This is a genomic window from Pseudomonas sp. RC10-4-2 (assembly GCF_050433085.1).
Taxonomy (GTDB): domain Bacteria; phylum Pseudomonadota; class Gammaproteobacteria; order Pseudomonadales; family Pseudomonadaceae; genus Pseudomonas; species Pseudomonas aeruginosa.
In genome coordinates this window covers 1,169,150-1,190,483 of the sequence record NZ_JBNPXX010000002.1, presented here as the reverse complement: position 1 = coordinate 1,190,483, position 21,334 = coordinate 1,169,150, and the positions used below count along the sequence as shown (strand labels likewise).

General features: G+C 56.6%; 18 protein-coding genes. 1 reads left to right on the top strand and 17 read right to left on the bottom strand.

Annotation, left to right across the window (positions count from 1 at the left end; translation table 11 throughout):
• Positions 1–228 precede the first annotated feature (228 nt).
• The 6 genes from FHW81_RS13605 to FHW81_RS13580 all read right to left on the bottom strand — a co-directional run bounded on the left by FHW81_RS13605 (position 229) and on the right by FHW81_RS13580 (position 11,442).
• A complete protein-coding gene (locus FHW81_RS13605; RefSeq protein ID WP_429479062.1) occupies positions 229–2,241 on the bottom strand; it encodes an acyltransferase family protein in 2,013 nt (670 codons plus the stop codon).
• Positions 2,242–2,304: 63 nt separating this feature from the next.
• Positions 2,305–4,182, bottom strand: coding sequence for a glycosyl hydrolase family 28-related protein (locus tag FHW81_RS13600; protein ID WP_429479060.1), 1,878 nt, complete (start codon positions 4,180–4,182; stop codon positions 2,305–2,307).
• A gap of 69 nt (positions 4,183–4,251) precedes the next feature.
• Positions 4,252–6,828: a hypothetical protein gene (locus FHW81_RS13595; RefSeq protein WP_429479058.1), complete on the bottom strand. Its 2,577-nt coding sequence runs from the start codon at positions 6,826–6,828 to the stop codon at positions 4,252–4,254.
• On the bottom strand, positions 6,828–8,567 hold the full coding sequence (locus FHW81_RS13590; RefSeq protein ID WP_429479056.1) for a hypothetical protein: 1,740 nt from the start codon (positions 8,565–8,567) through the stop codon (positions 6,828–6,830). The genes FHW81_RS13595 and FHW81_RS13590 overlap by 1 nt, the downstream gene beginning before the upstream one ends.
• Positions 8,564–10,978 (bottom strand): hypothetical protein, encoded by a 2,415-nt coding sequence (locus tag FHW81_RS13585; protein WP_429479054.1) that lies wholly within the window; start codon positions 10,976–10,978, stop codon positions 8,564–8,566. The genes FHW81_RS13590 and FHW81_RS13585 overlap by 4 nt, the downstream gene beginning before the upstream one ends.
• Positions 10,978–11,442: a virion core protein, T7 gp14 family gene (locus FHW81_RS13580; protein WP_023085186.1), complete on the bottom strand. Its 465-nt coding sequence runs from the start codon at positions 11,440–11,442 to the stop codon at positions 10,978–10,980. The genes FHW81_RS13585 and FHW81_RS13580 overlap by 1 nt, the downstream gene beginning before the upstream one ends.
• Before the next feature lie 23 nt (positions 11,443–11,465).
• Here FHW81_RS13580 and FHW81_RS13575 point away from each other — a divergent pair, with 23 nt between their 5' ends.
• Positions 11,466–11,930, top strand: a complete 465-nt coding sequence (locus FHW81_RS13575) for a hypothetical protein (protein ID WP_429479052.1) — start codon at positions 11,466–11,468, stop codon at positions 11,928–11,930.
• Here the strand turns inward: FHW81_RS13575 and FHW81_RS13570 are convergent.
• From FHW81_RS13570 to FHW81_RS13520, 11 genes are read right to left on the bottom strand one after another with little or no spacing between them, the layout of a single operon-like run.
• Positions 11,887–14,226 (bottom strand): hypothetical protein, encoded by a 2,340-nt coding sequence (locus tag FHW81_RS13570; protein WP_429479050.1) that lies wholly within the window; start codon positions 14,224–14,226, stop codon positions 11,887–11,889. The two genes, FHW81_RS13575 and FHW81_RS13570, sit on opposite strands and share 44 nt — an antisense overlap.
• The gene (locus tag FHW81_RS13565; RefSeq protein ID WP_429479048.1) at positions 14,223–14,852 is read right to left on the bottom strand and encodes a hypothetical protein; all 630 of its coding nucleotides are present in this window, start codon (positions 14,850–14,852) and stop codon (positions 14,223–14,225) included. The genes FHW81_RS13570 and FHW81_RS13565 overlap by 4 nt, the downstream gene beginning before the upstream one ends.
• Before the next feature lie 45 nt (positions 14,853–14,897).
• Positions 14,898–15,071, bottom strand: coding sequence for a hypothetical protein (locus FHW81_RS13560; RefSeq protein WP_017001679.1), 174 nt, complete (start codon positions 15,069–15,071; stop codon positions 14,898–14,900).
• Between the two features lie 10 nt (positions 15,072–15,081).
• Positions 15,082–15,540 carry a Bbp16 family capsid cement protein gene (locus FHW81_RS13555; protein WP_033991529.1) on the bottom strand — a complete coding sequence of 153 codons (459 nt, stop codon included), beginning with the start codon at positions 15,538–15,540 and terminating at the stop codon, positions 15,082–15,084.
• Between the two features lie 10 nt (positions 15,541–15,550).
• Positions 15,551–16,555 carry a major capsid protein gene (locus FHW81_RS13550; protein WP_023093563.1) on the bottom strand — a complete coding sequence of 335 codons (1,005 nt, stop codon included), beginning with the start codon at positions 16,553–16,555 and terminating at the stop codon, positions 15,551–15,553.
• Positions 16,556–16,567: 12 nt separating this feature from the next.
• Positions 16,568–17,191: a hypothetical protein gene (locus FHW81_RS13545; protein WP_023465467.1), complete on the bottom strand. Its 624-nt coding sequence runs from the start codon at positions 17,189–17,191 to the stop codon at positions 16,568–16,570.
• On the bottom strand, positions 17,188–17,499 hold the full coding sequence (locus tag FHW81_RS13540) for a hypothetical protein (RefSeq protein ID WP_096306294.1): 312 nt from the start codon (positions 17,497–17,499) through the stop codon (positions 17,188–17,190). Before FHW81_RS13540 ends, FHW81_RS13545 begins: the two co-directional genes overlap by 4 nt.
• Positions 17,500–19,188, bottom strand: coding sequence for a portal protein (locus tag FHW81_RS13535; protein ID WP_429479044.1), 1,689 nt, complete (start codon positions 19,186–19,188; stop codon positions 17,500–17,502).
• A 1-nt stretch (position 19,189) separates the two neighbouring features.
• Positions 19,190–19,444, bottom strand: coding sequence for a hypothetical protein (locus FHW81_RS13530; protein ID WP_429479042.1), 255 nt, complete (start codon positions 19,442–19,444; stop codon positions 19,190–19,192).
• 11 nt (positions 19,445–19,455) lie between these two features.
• Positions 19,456–20,919 carry a terminase large subunit domain-containing protein gene (locus FHW81_RS13525; RefSeq protein WP_429479040.1) on the bottom strand — a complete coding sequence of 488 codons (1,464 nt, stop codon included), beginning with the start codon at positions 20,917–20,919 and terminating at the stop codon, positions 19,456–19,458.
• Positions 20,870–21,331 (bottom strand): hypothetical protein, encoded by a 462-nt coding sequence (locus FHW81_RS13520; RefSeq protein WP_023102321.1) that lies wholly within the window; start codon positions 21,329–21,331, stop codon positions 20,870–20,872. The genes FHW81_RS13525 and FHW81_RS13520 overlap by 50 nt, the downstream gene beginning before the upstream one ends.
• Positions 21,332–21,334 lie beyond the last annotated feature (3 nt).

The window sequence follows — 21,334 nt, the reverse complement described above, 5'->3', positions numbered from 1 at the left end:
AACGCTCGCCAGAAAAGACAAAGCCCCTGGAACGCCAGGCATTCCAGGGGCTTTGCTCATATGTAATGGCGGAGAGATAGGGATTTGAACCCTAGGAGCCATTGCTGACTCAACGGATTTCGAATCCGTTTTCAGCCACAGCCTTGCTAGGCCTCTATCTACAGATCCCAGGGCCCACGCACCATCCACGCATTACGCTTCATTCCCATGAATGGTCGTTTGGGGGATTCATTCCCCCAGATTTCCCCCACCTCTCATGACCCTCAGTATTTCATCTCTCTCATGCGAGATCATGAACTCAGATCCAGCCTTTGAAAGATGATTACTGTCGCTGTACAAGATCGAATCGTGCGCAATAGATTTGCAGAAGCCATCATGACAGAAAACATCATGCGGATTTATGAAGAGCACGCCAGGTATTTTTGAGACGTCGGCAAGAGCCTTGTTAATCGCTACAGACCTAACATCCGAATAGGGAATGCCAATTTTCGAAAGACAGTAGCCTCTCGCAAAGCTCGGTCGGTTGTAGCACCCGGCAATATCCGGAGAGCCAGCACCAGGCACATTTCCGATCACGATCATTTTTCGCGATCCGATCCGGCTCTTGAGTTCACGTATCTTCTCGATAAGCAGGCTGTATCCACCAGAACCTTTACTATCTGGAACAGGTACGCGACCGGGGTTTGTCGCAGCTATCGTTAGCTGGTCAACCCATAGCTGTGCTATCACGAGAACTGCCTTCGGGTTTTTATCGAGAACTGCAAGCGCCTCATTAAGTGCAGACGAGCAAAGAGAATCCCAATCGGTTCCGGGCGTCAACCTAGTCATACCGGGAAGCAGAATGCAGCTAACAGAGCTAAGGTAAATATTAAGTTTTTCTGGCTTGCCAATAACTCGGTCCAGCCCATAAGCATACTGTCGTGCATGGCTATCACCGATGACAACCACATCCGCAATACCTCCCCCGCTAATCCATCCCCTCTCCTGATATCCGTTTCCTCCATACTGGTCTATGTGGAATTTCTTAGAATCAGCCAGTTGAGCAGCAATCCCTTTTGGCGGTTCGGATACTCGCCACGTCCAGCCTGAATTCCCCCATGCGGTTGCAGATGGAACCACAAGAAGACAAGAAAGCATCAAGCAGGACAAATTGAAACCGTTACTAGATATAGTCTTGCCACTCTGGCTGCGAAATGGAGTTTCAACGAACCTGAACAGGAGATATCCGAGCGCAATAGACAAAAGGACAATCGCCACCTTAGCAGATAGTGATACATCTCCTGAGTAATAGTACTTATAGAATACAATAATCGGCCAATGGACCAGATATATTGAATAACTAATCCTCCCGAGGAACACAAATGGCGCCGTAGATATTGTCAACCTAGAAAAATAAGAACCGGAAGAATATATTACAAGAGCAGACCCAGCGCATGGAATCAAGGCGTTATATGTTGGGAATGGAGTTAGCGCATTGAACTCAAAAACAGAATATCCAATCAGCGCAACGCCTGATGCGAACAGAAAGTTATGAACAGAAGAAGAGTTAACTTTTGGAATAAATACAATGATAGCACCCAGACAAAACTCGAAAACGCGAAATGGCGTTAGATAAAATATTGTCGATGCGCCATCAGAGAACCACCCAGATACAACCTTTCCAGCCCATGAAACAAGGACGCTAGAGCCATCAATAAAGGAAACGTTTCCTAGAAGGCTAGCAATACCGGAAATCAAGAGGAACGAAACCACTCCCTTGGAACCAAATTTCTTTCCAAAGAAAACGACAAGGATTGGCCAGAATATATAAAACTGCTCCTCTACAGATAGAGACCATGTATGCAGAAGAGGCTTGAAATCAGACGCGGTGTTAAAATAACCGCTCTCACTCCAAAAGTAAAAATTAGACAACGAGAATAGAGAGTAAATAACCTCTCCGGAAAATCTACTTAAATGCTCTGGACTGAAAAAAAGGTTGGCACAAATAAAGCTAACTAAAACTGTTACGAATAAAGCAGGGAAAAGGCGTCTCACGCGCCTCGAATAGAACCTGTGGTAGTCAAAGGCTCCAGTGGTCGATATCTCCTTGTAAATCAACTGAGTGATCAAGAACCCGCTGATCACAAAGAAGACATCAACGCCAACGAATCCGCCGGCTAGAGAGCTAAACCCTGCGTGGAACAGGAGGACGCTCATTACAGCAATCGAACGTAATCCGTCAACCCCTGGAATGTATTTCATTGATGACACCGCGAGTTCTCCATGATCGCCGCCGTGAGGACCGGCGATCATGGCACAACGGCGCTAGCGTGTCATATAGGAGAACGAACACTGTAAGGTGTCGCCGTTCGCCCACGTCATGGGCGACGTGGCGCGGACCTGCTGCGCTCCCACGGAGATAGTAATGTAGTCCTGACCCGCACCAATGGATGCCCACCCAGTGAAATCAGTCCCCGCGCTCGTATCGAAGATACGAACAGGGAAGCCGCGCTGGTTGAAAGACAGGTGCCCAGGGAAGGGGAGTGAGAACCTATAAGCTGTCGTTCCATCTCCGAAAGTCGTAGTAGATCCAGCGATAAGTTCGATCTCAACCATGCATTGGTATCCGTGCCGGATGTAGTTCCCGGTAAGCGTTCCGTTTCCTACAGATGGTGTGGCAGATGTCTGCGTCCATGTGGGGGTATACGTCCTGCGCTGGACATACACAGAGTTGTATTGGCAGTTTGAAGGGTTTTCCGTAAACGTCGGGACAGAACACGAAGGACCGATGTTGATGCCCTGGGCGGAATCCAGCGCAACAGGACCTGCGAAGGCAACTCCATCAATTGAGTGGTCAAAGCCCTTAAGGGTCGTCGTAGCTCCAAGAGTCGCGCAGCGACCATTAGAAATATGGAAGAGTGTGGAGGTGGCATCATATCTCAAGTCACGAATATAGAACTCGCTCATCGAGCCGCCGTTACCAGCCCCTGGCCCAAGCGCAAAATTCGCACCACTGAGCCACATACCGCGGAAAAATCGAGGATGAGGAGCAGTATCTCCTGCTATGGCGCAGCCAGCATAAGCATCCGTGTCGACAGGGTACCCTTCGAATACTGTTACGTTAGCCCCTCCGCCCGCGTTACTGTCGAAGTAAAGAGGCTCACCACCCATGTTTACCGCACGACACCGGGTGATCGTTTGGCTAAATCCAGAGACGATACGGAACCCCTTACCTGTATAGGTAGCACCAACGCCTTCCAGGTTGATATCAAGAATGGTGGAAAGCGTACCTACTACCACCATGTCGATGTTGGCGCCCTTCTTGAGGGTAGTCCCTCGTTGACCACCCCTGCCAAGCCAGCGCTGTCCAGTCAGGGAGGTGAGCGTAGAGGTGATCAGGTAGGTTCCAGACGGGAATACAACATCTGAATACGGCCCTGCTGCTGCAATGGCAGCCTGAATCGCTGCCGTGTCATCAGTCGTTCCGTTGCCAGTGGCGCCGTAATCCGTGACAACAACAACCTTGAGAGACTTTAGGGACTTAAGTTCAGACCCTACAGTGCCATTGAAATAGCTAACTGACGGATCGTAACCCATCATTCCGGCGCCAGATGATCCGGACATATCCTGAACTGTTTTAAGAGTTCCTGCCGGATCAGTATATAGAACATTGGACGCCAAGTTTACAGGGCCTGTACCCGTGTTAATAACGGAAGCGACGTATTGCTCTGTCCATAGTTTGTTTGCTGCATCGTTGTTTTCCGAAGGGCTTTCTACGTTAGCAATCCTTCGGTTTTCTGCGTCAAAATATTCCTTTCCAATCGGACGCCTTAAGGCTCTAGAAATCCAAGAGAACGACTGCTGAATCAGCATGGTCAGGTAGTCAAAGACGTTCTCATGTGTCTCTGCGAAATATCTACCTTGGTTCCTAAGGTCAGTTTCCTGCACAGGTTCAAGCTGTCGCTCAATACTGAGCTTCGAGCCAACAGATGGAGCAACAGATGTAATTACTGCACCGCCTGCTGATGCGCCCGCACCAACCACTGAATAGTCGGTACCAAGGACAAGGACCGTAGAAACGTCGTTGTAAACCCTGGTGACGACTAGATCGTCATTAGATGGAAACTTGAACGGAACAGGGAAAGCCGTAGTAACCCCGTTGCCTTCGTACTCGATAACACTATCGGTAGTAGAGACGGTCAATTTTCTATGCTCCAGAAATGCGAAAACCCCGCACTAGGCGGGGTTCTCTGGGGGGTGTATTGGTAGTAATTAGTTTAGTATGGCGCCGGCTGTATCGATGTAGCTTTGGGATGGTCGAATCAGGAATTGCTGGTCGTTTTCTTTCTGGATGCGCTGCTCTGTCCTACGCAACGACCCGGGGTTGAGGGCCTCCTGGATTGAGTAGAACAGCAGATGGTCTAGAACAATACGGCTGTAGAACAGGTTCAGGAAAGGAGTGTTGTTCTGGGCGATACGGAGAAGAGATGCGGCGGTGTCCTCTCCTTCTTTCGCTCTGGCCCACAGGTTCATCAGATCAGCAGTAGTGCTAAGCGTTGGCCCGGCTGCGCTTTCCAAGGCAGAGTTTCCGAAGCGGTTAGCCTCGCCAAACAAGTAGTCACCGAAGATCCCTAGCCCTCCCCCTTGGGCCATAGCGGCAACCCAGGTCTTGTAGTCATCAGGATTTCTAGGCTCACGACCTTTCGCAACATCCTTGGAGGCCATGGACAGATAGCCGAATGCGGTCGTCCAGAGCACCAATTGCGCAAGTGCCAGACGTTCACCATTGCCATTGCGCAGAGCCCTGATCAGGTCTCGTCCACCACGGAAATTCTCACCCAGCCCAGCAGGCGTATAGCCACGGCCGTACAGTTCACGACCCAAGGTCTTTTGCATGTACGCGGCAGGGAAACTCTTGAACTGAGTGACGAACCGCAGGAGATCACCTGGAACGGTACCTGGTTGAGTACCTTGGTTCATGATCGAGCGAGTACGCGCATCTGGCTCGAGCACGGCATAGGTCACTCGATCATTGATGTATGCGCGCAGGCTTCGCTCTAGATCCTGCCGTGTCTCACGGATAGCCCCAGGCGATACGGGACGATCTTGATCTCCGAGATACTGCGCAATGCGTTCGTCAGTGATATCCGCAACACCATCGGGGGTCATGTAGTCACGACCGTCAGCCATTCGAGTGTCCATCTCGCGGAGCAAATCCCACTTACCGGCATCAAGGTCGTACAGGCTCAGTGCGCGCCGAAGATCAGGGTTCAGCGATCCCCAGGCTTGGCGGCGACTTTGCGCCAGGTTGTGAGACATCATCAGTCCAGCACTGGCCTTGTTCGCATCCGTCCACCACGACAGGCCGTTTAGCCGGAAGAAGTGGCTCATGCCTCGGGACATGCGCCCACCCATTGAGTCGTCAGCGGAGAACCGGCGCATGATCTCGCCGCGCATGGAGTCCGCGTAGACGCCGAAGCTTGAGAGGATTTCCCGTTGCTCACGACTACCGCGCCCCTTCAGCAGACCGGTTGCCATCTCCGAAAGACTGCCCAGGAACGATCGGCCCTGGTACTTCATCTCGCTTGCTGCGACCGGAAGGTCGGTGAACGATGAAAGCAGGGCGCCACCGAGCTTGGAGATCGACTGCCAGGCACGTACGTTTGCAGCGATACGCGCAGCAGCAGCGTTACCAGGGATTCGAGTCTGCCCACTCACCTCGCGGAATCGATTGCGGATCATCCCTTCGCGAGCCGTGTTGAAATTCGCCAGGGCCTGTGGATCACCGCCACTGCGCACGTCTTCCTTGATCGCATCCAGGGCCATGTTTAGGTTGGCTTCCGGATTTGTGCCAAGCCGGCGCATAAGGGCCGTGTTCTGGCCTGACAGGTCAAGGCCGCGCAATACCGCCTCGCGCAGGTTGCCGGTCCCATAGAGCCGGTTGTATTCGTGCCAGCCGATACCATCGCGGAAGTGCAGAACGCGCTCCTGGCTCATCTTGCGCGCAAGGTTTGCTGGGCCGCGGAATCCATTCGGCCGAGCATCGCCTTGAGCGCGCAGATGGTCGCCAGACACGAGACCATCGTAAATCCCGCGCATGTACCCATTCACATCCGACACTCCGTCGAAGGTGTGAGGATCCAGCCGCGGGAGAATATCGGAAAGCCATTGATCGAAGCCGGCTGCGCCGATCTTCTCGCTATCATGGCTCTGCCGGGCGATGTAGCCGGGGATACGTCCAATACTGGCACCGGCACGGTTGGCATCGAGACGGGCCGCTTCTTGGTATCGCTGGATGATCTGTGCGATTTCGACAACCTGAGGATTCAGGTCAGACACATCCTGATCGTTGCCAATGCGCCACAAAGCGTCAGCGATGTCTTGGTCGGAGTCCCCCCGAGCAAGGACGCCAACCAAATCGCCTCGCTCCAGGTCATTCAGCATCCCGCCAATGTATGCATCGCCGAGCGCCTTCTGTTCTGCCGCAACAGAGAGGCGAGCCCCCTTTCGTGCAACGTTTGTCCCCACCAAGAAAGACTCAACGCCAAGGTCGGGACGATCGGCAAAGGTGTTGCGCACAAAGCTGACTAGCTGCGCTCGAGCGCGCACATTCAGCAGCGCGTTACGACGTTCGATGATGGCAGCATGCTCAGCCTGGCGAGCTAGTTCATCGGCTGCTCGCATTGCCGCCTGCTCGGTACTATATGCCCCTTCCCTCGCGAGAATCTCCTGGGTGCGTCCACGCAGCAACTGGAAGATCTCTTGAATCTCCGTCGCCTCCATATCCCCCGCGGCTGCTCTTACTGCATCAGCGCAAGGACTGATTCCTGCCGGTAGCGTAGTCGCCATCAACCTCTCCCAATCTCACAAAGTGCAGCAGCCCGATAGGCCTTGGAATATTTCTCAGCCTTCGCGGCCTCGGCATCAGCCAGGGCGAATTCTTCTCTCCCCATCGCCTCTACCATGGCCCGCTGATCCTCTGGCAACTGATCAAGGATCTCGCGGGACAGTGCCTCGTCATCTGCCAAGGCTTGGCGAGCATCCTCAAGATCATCTGTCGACTTCATCTCATCGATACGACGGCTTTCGGCAGCGCCTTCAGGATCAACCCTGCGCTCTTGCGGGCGGCGTAGGTTGTCCATCGCCTGCGCTGCTTTGGCAGGATTCTGCAAGTCAAACAAATCAGCTACGGCAATGTCGCGGCCAGTCATTGCCTGGCTAACCGCAGTCCGCAACGCGGCATCGCGAATAGTCCAGTCGGACTCCTCAGCAACCTGACGGGCAGTTTTTACCGCTGCCCCAAGCGGCCTCTGGCGGTAACCTTCCATGATCTGCGCAGCCCGTGCTTCTACACGACCCGAAAGGCGTTCCGGCACTTCGCCACGACTGAGCGCCGCAATATCCTGACGCGCCATCTCGCCAGAACGGTTGCGCTCTATCTCTGCATTGATCTGCTCACGTCGAACCGATATCTGTTCGCTCTCGGTTGCGATGGCGTCTCGCGCCATACGTTCCGCCTGCTTGCGGCTTACCCTCGGTCCCTGGAATTCCTTCGCCCTAGTCTTGAATGTGTCGGGAAGTGCCTGCGCTCTGGCTTCAAGGCGGGTCAACTCCGCCCGAAGGTCTGCAACGTTGCCCACCCGCTCGGACACAAGGGATGGCCGAATCTCTTCGATGGCCTGGCTGCGTGCTGCCTGGTAAAGGTTTGCCTGATCGGCCTCAAGGCCGCGCGCAAGGGACTGCCTAAGCGCAACATCCGGGTCGTCATCAAAGAGGCGCCCATAGTCGACCTGGCGACGCGTCGTAGGCTCGGGACGGATGGCAGCGGCTACAGATGGCTGTGCGTCTAGTTCACCAACTACGCGACGCTTCAGCGCGTCAGATATGGCGCCTCCCACGGTATGCAAGCCGCCGCCAAGCAGCCCACCAAGCGCGATGTTGGCTAGTGAGTCAGAAAGCCCATAGTCCGTTTGATCCTGAGCCGCCGCAAGCAGAGGTAAAGGCTCAATGATTGCCGCGCCGACTGCACCCTCCAATGCACCTACGCCAGCCCGAACGCCGGCCCGACCGAGCGGAGAAGCTGCCCTAGCCAGTAGGTTGGCATAGCGTGCTTCACCAACCACAGGCACGAATGCCGAGGCGATGTTCAGCGGGTCCAGCAGAGAGGCGCCCAGCGATGCGGCGATCTGTGCCGGCATAGTCCCGGAGCCTGCGCGAGCCATGATCTGCTGGCGTGCCGCCTGGGCACGGTGCCTTTCAATCAGAATGTCGAGCGCCCCTTGCCTGATCCCTTGATCGGGAACCTTGATATCCAGACCAGACTCGGCAACGCGGGCTCTTGCATCCTCAGCGCTTAGGAGGGGGGTGTCAGGTTCCAGGCGAGGCTGAACTACGATTGAGTCACTGTCGTTAGTGAACCCTCGGCCCTCCTCTGCCTGCCTCAACTCCTCCATACGGATGATGGAGGATGAGGGGTTGGTCGAGAATGCGGATTCAAACGCAGCCCCAAACACATCACCAGTATCTGCCGGAATGTCTAGCAGCGTGCGCCGGTCAAGCGCAGGAGCATCCTGTGTGTAGATCGTCATGGAACGATTCCAAGAGGTGCAACGCGATATTGGGCGGGGGCCTTGGTGCCTTGCTCTTGCAGTTCGCTCCAGGTCCGGGTGATCGGCTTGCCATCCTTACCAAGGACTCGGTAGCCGTTGAGCGTGAGGCTCAGACCTGTCTCGTCACCGTTCGTAACCCACTGGCCGTTGTCGATAACCGCCGAGTGCAGTTGCCGGATGTTCTCGGACTCTTCAACGCCTGGGATGCCAGGAAGCGGCATGAGATCATCAGGCTTCAGGTTCTCCAGAGCCACATCGGCACCACGGCTCACCGCGCTGGTGTCCAGATCCTTAGGCACTCGGTAGGTGCCGAACAGGTCATACTTGTCACCAGCCATCCCAGCGACAACGCGCTGTGCCGCCTTGGCAGGTTTCTCGCCTTGCAGAACGTATGCTGATGCAGTCTTAACCGCGGCCTGGTACATGGTGTTAAAGGTGTTGAGGCCTCCAGACTGTCCCATAAGGGTTGCGGCGAAATCGGACATCTCCGATTGCACAGCCTGCTGGATCTCCTTCAACTGCCCGTCTTCCATGGCCTTTTTAAGGTCGCCTTCCTTCAGCGGAGCAACGCTTGCCATGCGCTCGGCCACATCCTTCGGCAGACCGGTTGCGATAACCTGGGCTTCAGCAGGCAGCTTCGAGCCAAGCTGGCGGATCACAGACCCGAAGTTCTTGCCCCATTGCGCCTGGTACTGCTCGATAAGTTGAGCAGCGGTATCGCCCTGCCCTGATGCGACACGACTGTTGAAGTCCGCAGCGAACTGGTTTGCCAGAGCATCAGGGAGAATCTTGATGTTCTGGACGCCCAGGCGTTGCTGCTCAGCAATCGCGGCGTTCGCGTAGGCCTCGTAGGCCTCCGGCGTGTTTTGCTCCTGGGCGTTGACCAGGGCCTGGCGCACAGCAGGACTGTACTGAGCCACGTAGGCGGCAGGGTCCTGCTGCTGTTTCTTCATCAGAGCAGTGCCTACAGTCAAAAGGCGCTGGTAGAGCTGGTTATCCTCGCGGAATCCTCTACCAGCAGTAGGAATACCGTCCGCATATTGTCTAGCTTGGTCTTCATGCAAGCTCTGAGCGTATGCATTCGCGTCCTCTGGGTTGTCAAATTTGCCCAGGTTTCGTCCAGTCTTTAGGTATGTATCTATAGCCTCCTGGTCTGACATGATTCTGCCATCATCACTTACGGTAGGAATAAGAACTTCCTGACCATCGAAATTCGCAGAAATAGATCGAACTGTACTTATTGACCCATCCTTGTTCTTGACTATGGGCCTGCTGTTTAAGTCAATGTTTCCGAGTTCTAACATACCTTTCGATTGTCGCCCATAGAAGGGAGATCCACCGCCGGAAACTGGATTAAACTTAGCAAGTATTTTAGCCCTCTCAGCGGGATCAGCAGTAGCAAACTCCCGAATAGCCGGGGCGACTTCCTGCACCTTGCGGAACGAGTCCCACTGCTCCTGCGCGCGATCACCATAGGCATTCTTGAAATCTGCCAGAGATGGAGGATCGGCATAGTCAAAGCCTTGTAGGTATGCGGCCTGGGCATCCTGTACACGGCTACTGAGTTCAGACCTGGCAATTGCCTGAAGCTGACGCTGCTCAACCATCCGTTGACGCGCCTCCGCCTCCTGCCGACGAAACGCTTGGTCAATGCCATTGCTGGCACGGATCTGGTCCTCAGCAGACATGCCAGTCTTGAACTGGTCGTAGTAGGCTCGAGCCTTCTGCGGCGAGTCGATCAGCATGCGCTGGATGACAGCCTGCGACAGCGAACTGTTAGCCTGGCGCCGCTGGTTCTCCATCTCTTCAGGCGACCAGCCCATGCGGGCGCCACGCATCTGGATCACAGCATCCATCTTGGCGCGGTTTTGCTCGATAGACTGCGGATCGTTGTAGTTCAGCGCAGCAGTGTCCATCGCCAATTGGATGGAAGACTTATCGACCTCATCCTTGTAGACCTGTTGCTCGCGGAACTCGTACTGCCCGAGCTTGGCCTGAAGTCCTTCACGGCGACGCAATGCCGCCTGATTGAACATCTCACGCTGGCTCTCGTTGGCGAGGTTTGCGGAGATCTGTTCACGCTGCTTGTCGAACGACTCGAGAGTCGACTGCGTGATGTTCAGAGCGCCTCGTCCTTTCTTTGTGAAGGCACCGGACTCCGGGTTAAAGAGCGTGTCGTTTTCCCACGCGCCCAGCCCATTGTCAGCCTCAAGAACAGCGGTACGGTTCGCGTCCTCAATCTCCTGCCGCTGGACCTGGACAAAGGCGTTTACCGCAGAGTTGATTCCTTGGGCGAGGCCTGATGCATCAACGCTCTGGCCAAGCGCGCGAGGCGCCTGCGGTACGTCAGGACCTACCCTGCGTCGATATTGCGGGATCTGTGCTGCCATCAGGAAAGCGCCTTGTAGTTGCCGTAGGCTTGCGAGCCGCCAGTGAGAAGAGAACTGAAGGCATTCAGGCGACGAGTGCGATAGTCGGCGCGTGCCTGACGGACTCCTTCGTTACCCTGCGTGACTATGCCAAACGCTTGGTTGAATGCGTTACGCCTGACCTGCTCCGCATCCATGGCGACCTGGTTCATCGTCGACTCTTGGACACGGGACGCGCTTCCGCTGTTTACGTCTACGCCGTTAGCCGCGAATCCGGCTCGTTGGGCGCCCACGATTTGCCGCCCCTGTTCGTACAACTGAGCGTCTTCGAATTCGCCCTGGTCCAGCACCTGACGTGCCTGGCGATTTAGATAGGCCTGCTGTCGGTTCGCGGTGCGTACGGCATCCTTGCCCTGCTGAATCTGCGAATAGGCATTCAGCAGCCCGCCAGCTCCGGCAGCGCCTGCCGCTAATGCTGCGCCCATAGTTCGCCTCGCATAGTGAATGGGTGGAAAAGTTCACCGTTTACGCCGTACTCAACGGCATCAAGCATGTCGAAGCCCAGCCACTGCATCCAGCGCAGGGCCTGCTCATATCGTGCGTCGGTGTAGTTGATGAGTGCCGCGTAGCGTTTACGCATACGCTCAATCTGATCTCTGCACTCCTGGAGGAAAGCTGCGCGATGCCTGGTAACGGCATGCGTGCTGATCATCCAAGGGACGCCTATTCGGTCGTCGTACCGAATGCATCCGAAGATCACGACAGGTTCTCCGCGGCTAACCAGAACAAATGCCTCTTCGCTCTGTTCCAGGGCGTAGCGCAATTCCTGCTCTACATCGGCGCCACGAATAGCCTCGAATTCAAGTCGATCCGCCTCGCGGACATTGGCAACAACGTGAGCAATAATCTGCTCGTCGACAGCCCTAAGCTCAGCCCCCGGCCTGGACATTCGGAAGAACTCCCAAGATCGTAATGGGCAGCGGGTCGCTTTGGCGGATGAAGATGCGGCCATCGTCCGTCCAGTCTGTGCTGATACTGATCTCCGCCTTGCCTGTCTTCAGTTCGATAGGCTCGCCGTAGTTCTCTGTCGCACGCTGCTTGTATTCCCAGCCGGATGCAGCCCTCAAACGATCACTCCGAGCGCCTGCCCAAAAGCCGCGACTTTGCTCGAGCAGCACGACAAGCTGGTTGATGCGCTTCTTGTTGCCGAGAAACGCCTGCTGGTTCTGCATGGTGATATCTAGCGTCTCTATCTCCGCAGTGATCGGGAGGCCGACATGCACAACAAGTGAAGGACCATCCAGCGTGATTGAACCCCCAGAGACAACCGCCTGAGGCGCGACGTTTCCGTCTGCGAGAATCGAAACCGTCTTGCCCTCAAGATGGCCAAGCCCACTGATGGTGGTTGCGGCGAAGCCCCAGCGCGTTGCCGATATCCCGCGCAATGACTCAGGGACGATAGTCTGAGGTTCCACGGAAACGACGCCAGGGGAGTCATAGGAGAGAATCTTGACGGTCAGCACATCGCCGATATTGTCCTCGTCTCCACCGCCATAAAGAATCAGATAGCGCCCGACATGCCCGGGGTTGAACGGCGCCGACAGCGCCTCAAGAGTCAGAGGGTTCGGGTATTTCCAGTCAGTCCCGCCAGTTAACGTAGCGCTCATGGTTCCGCGCCCGTCGTAGGTCAGGCCGCAGTCGACGAAGAACGAGCGGTCATAGACGTAATCGCCGCTTTCGAACTTGTTCAACTGGCGTGACTGCATGCGCTCGATGTAACGCTTGGTAGACCCGTTGATCGTGCGCTTGACGATCATGTAGAGGATATCTTCGTCGCCCTCTGGAACAGTCGCTACGGATTCGACCTCGCCATCGGTGTCGTGACGATGCCAGGCGAAAACCTGCTGCTCCGGCATGAACGTGAATCCGAGCAACACACCATCGTTACGGACCATCCACAGAACGCCATTGGGCGTCAGCGTGAATGCTTGGTCCTCGATGGTGTACCCGCGCAGTAGGTGCGACGAAAGAACGCTCACGTCGCTAGGCCTGAAGCCGGCATCAATATCGTTATAGGCGAGCGTCGACAGCTTGCCGCCCCTGGCCTGGATGTACAGCGCAGTATTGGCGTAAACGGCTGGAATCACGCCACTAGACCCAAAGTAGCTTTGCGCGCTGACAGAGATCGACTCAGGGGTGATACCGGTTTCTTTCGAGGAACTAACCGACCACTCTGCGCCAGAGGTCAGCACCAGAAGATCACGCAGCGATACGAGGTGACGAATCTGGTTTACCTCACGACTGGCAATCGTGAACTCGATGCCATCATCGTCCTTGTATGGATCTGAATAGCCGAAGTTGTGGAAGTCCCCAACCCTGCTCATCCAGATGGTTTGAGGCTGGTCCTTGCTGGCAGCGAAGACTAGCCGCTGCTGGAAGTAGCCTACGACCGATGGGTTGTTGCCACCAGCGAACGGGTTGTATCCAATCGGCACAGTCTTGTCGTTGTCAGGAGCGATGTTGATGTCGCTGAACGACGTGGTGTCAGACTGCCCGATGTAGCCGAAAACGCCAGAGGACTTGTCCTTGTAGACGTTGTAGTGGTCAGCACCTGCTACGGCTGTCCAGGACAGGGTGGCACCAGGCTTATCGTCAAAGCTGGCCACAGTAACGGTATTGCTCGCCCAGGACTCGATAGAACCGGTGTCCTTCGAACTGACTGCCGTAACCCGATACCTATAGTTCGTTGTGTCTCCAGAACCACCAGTCCGCGGAGAGCCAGAAAGACCAGTTGGCGCAGCTATGCCAGGCTGGAACGCGATAGTTGTCAGAGTCCAGTTGGTCGGCGCAAGACGCTTTAGTTCACGGGGGGCATAGTTCGGGTGAACGATGGTCAAGACGTCGGCAGACTGAGTGAACTTCAGATCGCGCAGATCGGCAGTCGTGTACGGGCTTGCGATTTCATACGGGACCGAACCACTGACAACCTGTCCGCCATTGCTCACGAAGCGGATATACAGGTTGCCGAATTCCAGGATATAGGTCTGCTCGGTCGAGTACTGGAAGGGGATCAGCCGAGTGAAGTTCGCGCTGGCCTTTACCTCGGCGATGAACTTCGTACCAGACCGGTTCTGGACTCCCCCCTCGGGAAGAACCTGGAAATTTCGACAGGTGCGCAGACCGGTGTAGTAGCGCGCCAGGTCAACACGGCCATAGGTTGCAGGCGCCATCTCGCCCGCGCTGAAAGACGGCTGAACGAGCAGGGTCATGAGCGCACCGAGATGAAGGAAGATTCAAGCTGCGGGCCACGCTGAGCTTCGTTGAAGCTGGCCGCCCCAGCATTTCGGATTTCGTACTGATATTGCTGCTCGCAGGTCTGCGCGATGTTCGCGTCACGACTGAGCGCAGGTGCGATCTTTGCCGCCAGCTTCCAAGACAGAGCAGACACGAAGATCGGATCGAAGATTTCAGGCGTAGAGAGCTTGGTGGTGTACTCAAGCTTCGCGGGGGAGACAGTTGTCGAGATCAGCCTACCGCTAGATCCATTGATCACGCGGAACTGAATCGGCGGGATCTGAGGCAACTGGTAGTCGCAGGGGAACGGGTAGTAGCCAACAGGCCATACCGAATTGACGATGCGGCGAGCCAACAAGCAGTCGACAGGCATCGCATAGCAGTAGGGATACTCCGGGTCAGGGTTGATTGCCACTTCCGCCAGATCAACGAACGCCGTCGCGAAACCCCAGGGAATGGCACGCAACACCTCATCAACGCAAGGCTCGAAGAACAGGCTGCATTGCTCGGCCTGCGCACTCGCCTCATCCAGAGCGTTGATACGCTCGCTGTTACCGATGTGCGAAAGCGCCATGTTGGCGATGTCTACTATCGAACTCATGGCGTCCCTCGGAAATAGAAAAGGGCCCCGAAGGGCCCTAAGGTGTTACTTGGCTTCGTCTTCTTTGATCTCTCGAAGATTCGGCCCGATTACGCCATCCTCGCCCGGGTCATAAAGAACCTTTTCACCGGGCTGGCAGATGCGATCAGCGATGTAGCTCACCTCGAGCACTTCACACCACTTAGCGGTACCGCTCTTGGCTTCTTCTTTCTTAGCCATCAGTCAGTCCTCAGAAGTTGTAGCCTTTGACGTAGGCGCGGAACGCCTGGATGTCTTTGGCCAGGAACGCAGAGAACGCACCGGCAGTCAGAGGGCCGGTTGCGACGGTGTAGCGCACACCAACGTACCGGTTGTACTGGCCAGCCGGCAGCTTGATTGCGAGCAGAGTGGTGCCCCCAACAAGGTTGGCAAGAGCCAGGGTTGCCGATACGAAGTGCACGGTCGGAGTGGTTGCCAGGTCTGCGGTCGAGGACGATTCCAGGCTGACAGTCACAGTTGCGGCGCCGGCTGCGGTTGCAGTGGTGTCGCACTGGACGACCAGGTAGACGTCCTCGCCCACACCGATGTCGCGAGTGACGTTGGTGTTGACCGCATTACCACGCGGGTACAGGTCGTAGACGTTGGTGGAGATGGCGGTAGCCGTTACCGCCTGGCTGTCCGAGAATTCGGCTTGCTTATCGACGTACATGATCGTCTCCTTAAACCACGCGGGCTTCGGTGTTGAGGATGGCGTCGACGCGGCGAACCGGGACTTCGCCGAACATGAGCGCAGGCTTGCCGGCCACGTTCTCGTAGGTCAGGGTGCTTGCAGCAACCTTGTTGACGGTCTGGCGACGCAGGAAGGAACGGATGCGCCGGGACACGTAGAACACAGGAGTAACGCCGGTCAGCCCTTGGATGAGTTCCAGTGCCTGGGTCATCAGGTCGATGATGTCAGCGCCGGAGGCGGCGTTCTTGGTCAGGGTGGTGACATCGATGTTCGCGATGCGAACGATGTAACGCCAATCCTTGACCGCAATACCGGCCTTCCACTGGTATTGGTCCATCAGGGCGCGGAAGCGGTTACCGCTGGCATCGAAAGCGTCGCCTTCACCAAGATCCTTGTGGACCAGGCCGGCTTGCGAACCCTTCGGATAGATGCCGTGGACGGTGTTCTCGCCCCAGCCAATCAGCCAGATCGAGGTGTTGGTAGAGCCGGTGCCGCCGGCGTCGATGACGTTTGCAGCGGTTGCGGCAGTTGCGGTGCTGACGGTGTTGAAGCGCGGCGCGATACCAGTGAACGACTCGGGGGTGACGTCGGTGTTGCCGTACATCACGCCACGCTGCATGGCCTGGTTCATTGCCTCCATGAATGCGCGCGACTCAGACAGGCGGAAACCTGCGGTATTGCCATTCAGCATCGCCAGGTCCACGTCAACCTGGCCGCGAGCTTCGAGGATGCCGCATGCCTCATCCACTTGCGCGGTGGTCGATTTGCTCGGCGGAACACCGCTGTTCAGCTTGCGGTAGATCACATCCGGCAGGCCGGTGCGGGTGGTGATGCGCGAGCCGGTGGGCAGGTTGCCCTCGTACCAGGGCATGTCCAGCAGCATCTCGTTTTCTTGGGACAGCAGCTCAGCAATCGGCATGATGCCGCCGCCATCCGGGTTCAGTCGTTTTGCTACGTCAAGCAGCGTCGGGACGGTATTGCCAATAGTCGCCATGATGGGGACTCCTTAAGCGGGATAGTTGGGATACATCCGCTCGGCAAGCGAGCGTTCGGTTGGGACTTCGGTGGTGGTGCGATGCAACTTGCCCTCGGCCAATTGCTGGCCGACTCGGTGGAAGAAGCGGACGACTTCCGGGTGAGATCCCAGCCCGGACTCCTTCAGCATCGCGGTAAGCTCAGGGGTGCCGTAATCGGCCAGGGCTTTCTGTGCGATGCCAACGTTGGCCTCGAAATTGGCACCTCCGAATGCCGCGTCTTGCTTCAGTTCGGACTCCCACTTGGAGACCTGCTGGTTGCGGTACTCGATTGCGGCCTGCTCAGATGCCTGAGCACCCGATGCCTGCCGCTTGGCGTCCATCTCGACCAGCTTGCTGGCCTGTTCCTGGGTCAGACCCAGTTCCTTGAACACGCCGGACCATTCGGCCTGGGCCTCGGCGCTGAAGTCGTAGCCCTCCGGGAGGGACTCGAACTTGTACGCGTCGGGTACTGCTGGCTTCTGTTCCTGCTGTTGCGCTTGGGCTTGCTGCTGTTGGCCCTGCTCGACAGCTTGTTGCTGGCTAGCCTGGGCCTCTGACGTCGCACTCTCGGTCCCGCTTACGGTAGTGGTGGCGGTATCGACTGCTTCGGTCATTGGGTAACCTCGTCGGGTTGTTTGCTGTTCTCCCTGACCATGAGCAGGTACTGCTCAGGACAGAGGGTTCGGATTTCTTCGGAAAGTTTTCGGCCTACCTCATAGGCGCCGAGCAGATAGCTCTGCCGTCCGCCGTGGGTATCGAAGAGGGTTGAGCGGCCTTCGTACCGCGTGTAGCCCAGAAGATCCCAAACAAAACGGCGACCGCTTAAGGTCGCCATCTGAGACTTCACGTCGTCTGCACGCTGCCTTTGCCTCAGGCGCGAGGCTTCCTCACGCTGCTGCGTGATCTCGTCGTCTTCGAACATTTATGCTCCGAGTAGCTGGCCTAACGCGTTGTCTGGCGTGACCTGGGTTTCGGATAGAAGCTTGGCGCCTTCGATGCCGCTTGCGAGCGCCTGCTGTGCTTCTGCCGCCTGCTGCTGACGGGCGCGCTGTTCGCGGATTGCGGCAACCTCTTCGTCGCCGCGGATGACAGTCGGAACAACACCAGCCGCTTCTGCGTACTCGTCGACCCACTGGTCCGCATCGAACTTGTCGCGCACTTCGGGGAACGCGCCGGACAGATTGCCGATGGTGGCAGCGATACGCTCCAGGCCATTGACCGCGCCGGCCTTCTGAGCCTGTGCCAGGATAGAGATGTAGTCGGCCTCGACCACGTTCTGGCCCAACTCTTCCGGCGGCTCAGGAAGTAATGGTTCGCCATCGATGATGCCCGCCCAAATCGGCATGGACTGGCGCAGCATGATGCCGAACACGCGCTCGATGATCGGGTCAAGGCCTTCATAGTCGACACGCTCAACAACAGGTCCGAGCATCGCCATCTTCTCTTCGCGGCGTGCGTTGATCTCAGTAGCCGTGCGCACGTCGTCCATCTCACTGATCATCAGGAACAGATCGGTGTAGAACGAGCGACGGATACGAGCCTCGTGACGAGCAATCTTGCCTTCGATCACCGCGAGCCACTGGGGGCTGGGCTCGTAGATCGGCATGATCGAGTTCTGCGCGCCAACCTGGTCGACGTATGTGATGCTCCCCGGGTTGGTTGAACTCGGTTTGCCTTGCAGCGACATCGGCGCTTGGACGGCAGGATTGGAGCCGGTTTCGGCCATCCGTGCAGAACTGCGCTCATAGAGCTGGAGTGCCTTGATATCGCCCAGGCAGCGACGGCCCGGGCCAGTGCCATAGCAGTCGCCCGGCAGAGTGTCCCAGCGCACTACGGCTACCGGGAATTCGTGGAAGCCGCGATGCTCGAGAACCTTGTCAGGCGTGGCGCTCTTCTCCCACACCAGCGAGACATACGGCAGAAGACGGCTTACCTTTGCGCCTGGCAGATAGTCGGCATTTGGCTCAACCATCTGCACGCAGTCGAACCACTGATCTTGGCGCGCCTCTTTGAGCGCGTTCTGCGCCTGGGGGCTGAGGTTCTCTTTGCCGAACCGCTCGGCCATCTGCGCCGCGGTTAGCTTGAACTCGCGATAGAACGCGTTGCACCTACCGTCTGCGCCGTTGGCCACGTAGTACTCACCAGCGGTGAACACCTCGCAACGAATGCCGTTCTTCGGGTCTTCGTCGATCCAGATCGCGCCAATGCCGAACACGCCCATCTCCAGGTAGGACACGTGTTGGCAGTTGTAGAAGTTCGAGCGCAACAGCACATCACGAACCCGCTCGGTCGCCTCAAAGAGCCACGACTTGACCGGGCCGAACTCCATTGCCTCCTTTGACTGGACGACAAGGTTGAACCACGGCCTGGACCGCGAAGTAAGACCGCTCATCATGCCCGCAGCAAGCGCGCCGGCATCCTCGGTGGCCTCGTTGTTGATGATCTTGTTATTGCGCCTGTCGCCCTTGTTTACCTGCTGATCGCACAGCAGGCGGGACCGCATGGGCTGGATGAAGTCAGAAAGCTCGCGCCAGTTCTGCTCCCATGACGTCCGCTCGTTCTTGAGCATCGCCAGGCGCTTTTCCGCGTTTCGGCGCAGAGCTTCAGACATGTCAGCCCCCAAGCAGGGTTTTGGTTGCAGTGGTCGCAGGAGTGCCCAGCGCGCCACCCAGAATCGTGCTCGAGATACCAGCCATCCGCGCACGGCGGCGGCGGTCCTCGTTGAAGCTGTCAACGTTCTGAGCGTCGTTGCTCTCGATGTCCTTCATCTCAGTGGTCTGAGTCTTCGGCGCTTCAGTGGCGCCAAGCACAGCATCACTCAAGCCAAGCGTTGCAACGCTGGCCACCTTCTTGACTACTCCGCCCATGGCGTGTGTCCTCAGCTAAATGGGTCGTACGTGGATTGGTGCGAGCCGCCTTGAGATGGCTTGCACTGGAAACGCTGACGTGCATAGCGCCGCATCATGTAGGCGTAGCGAGACGCCGAGAGGATGTCATCGTTCAACTTAACGATCCTTCCCAGTTCGTCGCGGTGATAGCTCATCTTCTCGTCGAAGAAGTCGCTCAAGTGACTGAACACTTTCCAGCGACCGGTAGTCATACGCTCGTACATCTCGACGAGACCAGCCTCAACGCCAACACCGCCACCCGGCCAGGTCGCATGCTCAGGAAGCATCTGCCAGCCTGCGTCTAGATACGCGGCGCGTTGCTGCACCCCAGACGACTTCTCAGACTGCAAACCGTCGCTCGGCCATGCTGTTGGCACGTGCTGGGCCCAATGCTTCACAGAACCCCATGCAGTGCTAGGCGTGACCTTGGATTTCTTCCAGGCTTGCGCGACATACACAATGTCAGCTTCGAGATCGATCCACAGTTGCACATGCGCCTGCGGGTGATCCCAGCCGAAGTCCATGCCATTGATCACCCAGAAGTGATCTGGGCATGGGAATGGTGCGCACTTGATCTCGTCATCGCCGAAATCGAATATCAGGCCAGTGCCGAGCAATGGTTCGCCTCGTGTGCGCATATCTCTCTGCCAAGCCGGGTAAGCTGCCAACAGTTCGCGCTTGATCTTCTCGGAGAGGTGAGGAGCGTCATCCCACGTTGCGCGCTGGATGTACTGGCCTTCGCCTGGGTCGTCCATGAACTTCACGACAAGTTCAGTTCGCCCGTTCTCGGGGGTGAACGTCAGTATTCCTCGTCCACCACGACCTCCATCACCGGTAGCAGTGCGGGTTATGACCTGCGGGTAAATCTCTTTGTCTTCTGGCTCTTCGTCGATGTGATACCAGTCGACGCTATCGCCCATGATCGCGTGCTGGCCTTGGCTATATGACCAGAACTGGACCGTAGAAATGCCTCCAGTCGCATGCCTGACACGCACCTCACGCATCGCGCCACTGGTTCCAGTTGCAGAGCGCCAGTCAACGATTCTATCAGCGGGGATTAACCCCCCGGTCCATGTACCACCCTGGAACCGACCGAACAACGGACCTTGCAACAGATCCCTAGTCTTCTCCATTGAGTAGCCAAGCAACCAGCACAATGGAGCGTGGTTGAACTTGTGCCCCTCCCAGTCACTGGGATAGTCGCCCAGCAAATGCGCTGCATCAATGGTAAGCCCCGTCCGAGTCTTGCCTACCCGGTTCGCCGCCATCAACATGCACGATGTGTTATCAGCGGTAGCCTTGTTGAACTTACGCTGCCAGTCGTAGAGAGTCTCGAACTGGAGTTTGAATTGTCGCTGCGCCTCTCGCCTGGCTCTTTCCTCAAGTAGCGACAGAAGCTCTAGCTTACGAATCCTCTCGGCTGAGAGCTTCGATTCTCCGCTGGATCTCTTCATCACTCATTTCCGCCATCTTGATCTGGCCAGAATGCTCAAGGTCATGCTTGTCGCGCCACTCATCAGGGCGCCGGTTCTTCAGCCAGAAGATTGCAGCGGTAGTGTCGGGGGCATAGTGCTTGACGATGGGCGTCTCAACGATTGCGCCATCTACAACGCGGATATCCGTGTCGACATGGCTGAATCCCATTGCTCGGTGGTACAACGCATCAACCACTCGAGCGTCAGCAACGTCCTTGCCAATTTTTATGGCATCCGAAAAGGCTTCGTGCTGCACCTTCCACAGATTGAACGTAGAGAGGGAGACCCCGAACGCTTCAGCCATCTCGGCATTAGTCGCGCCCAGCTTTGCCAATGCCCGAGCTGTCTTGACGTACTCGGGCTTGTACTTAGTAGGACGACCGATGCTCATGAC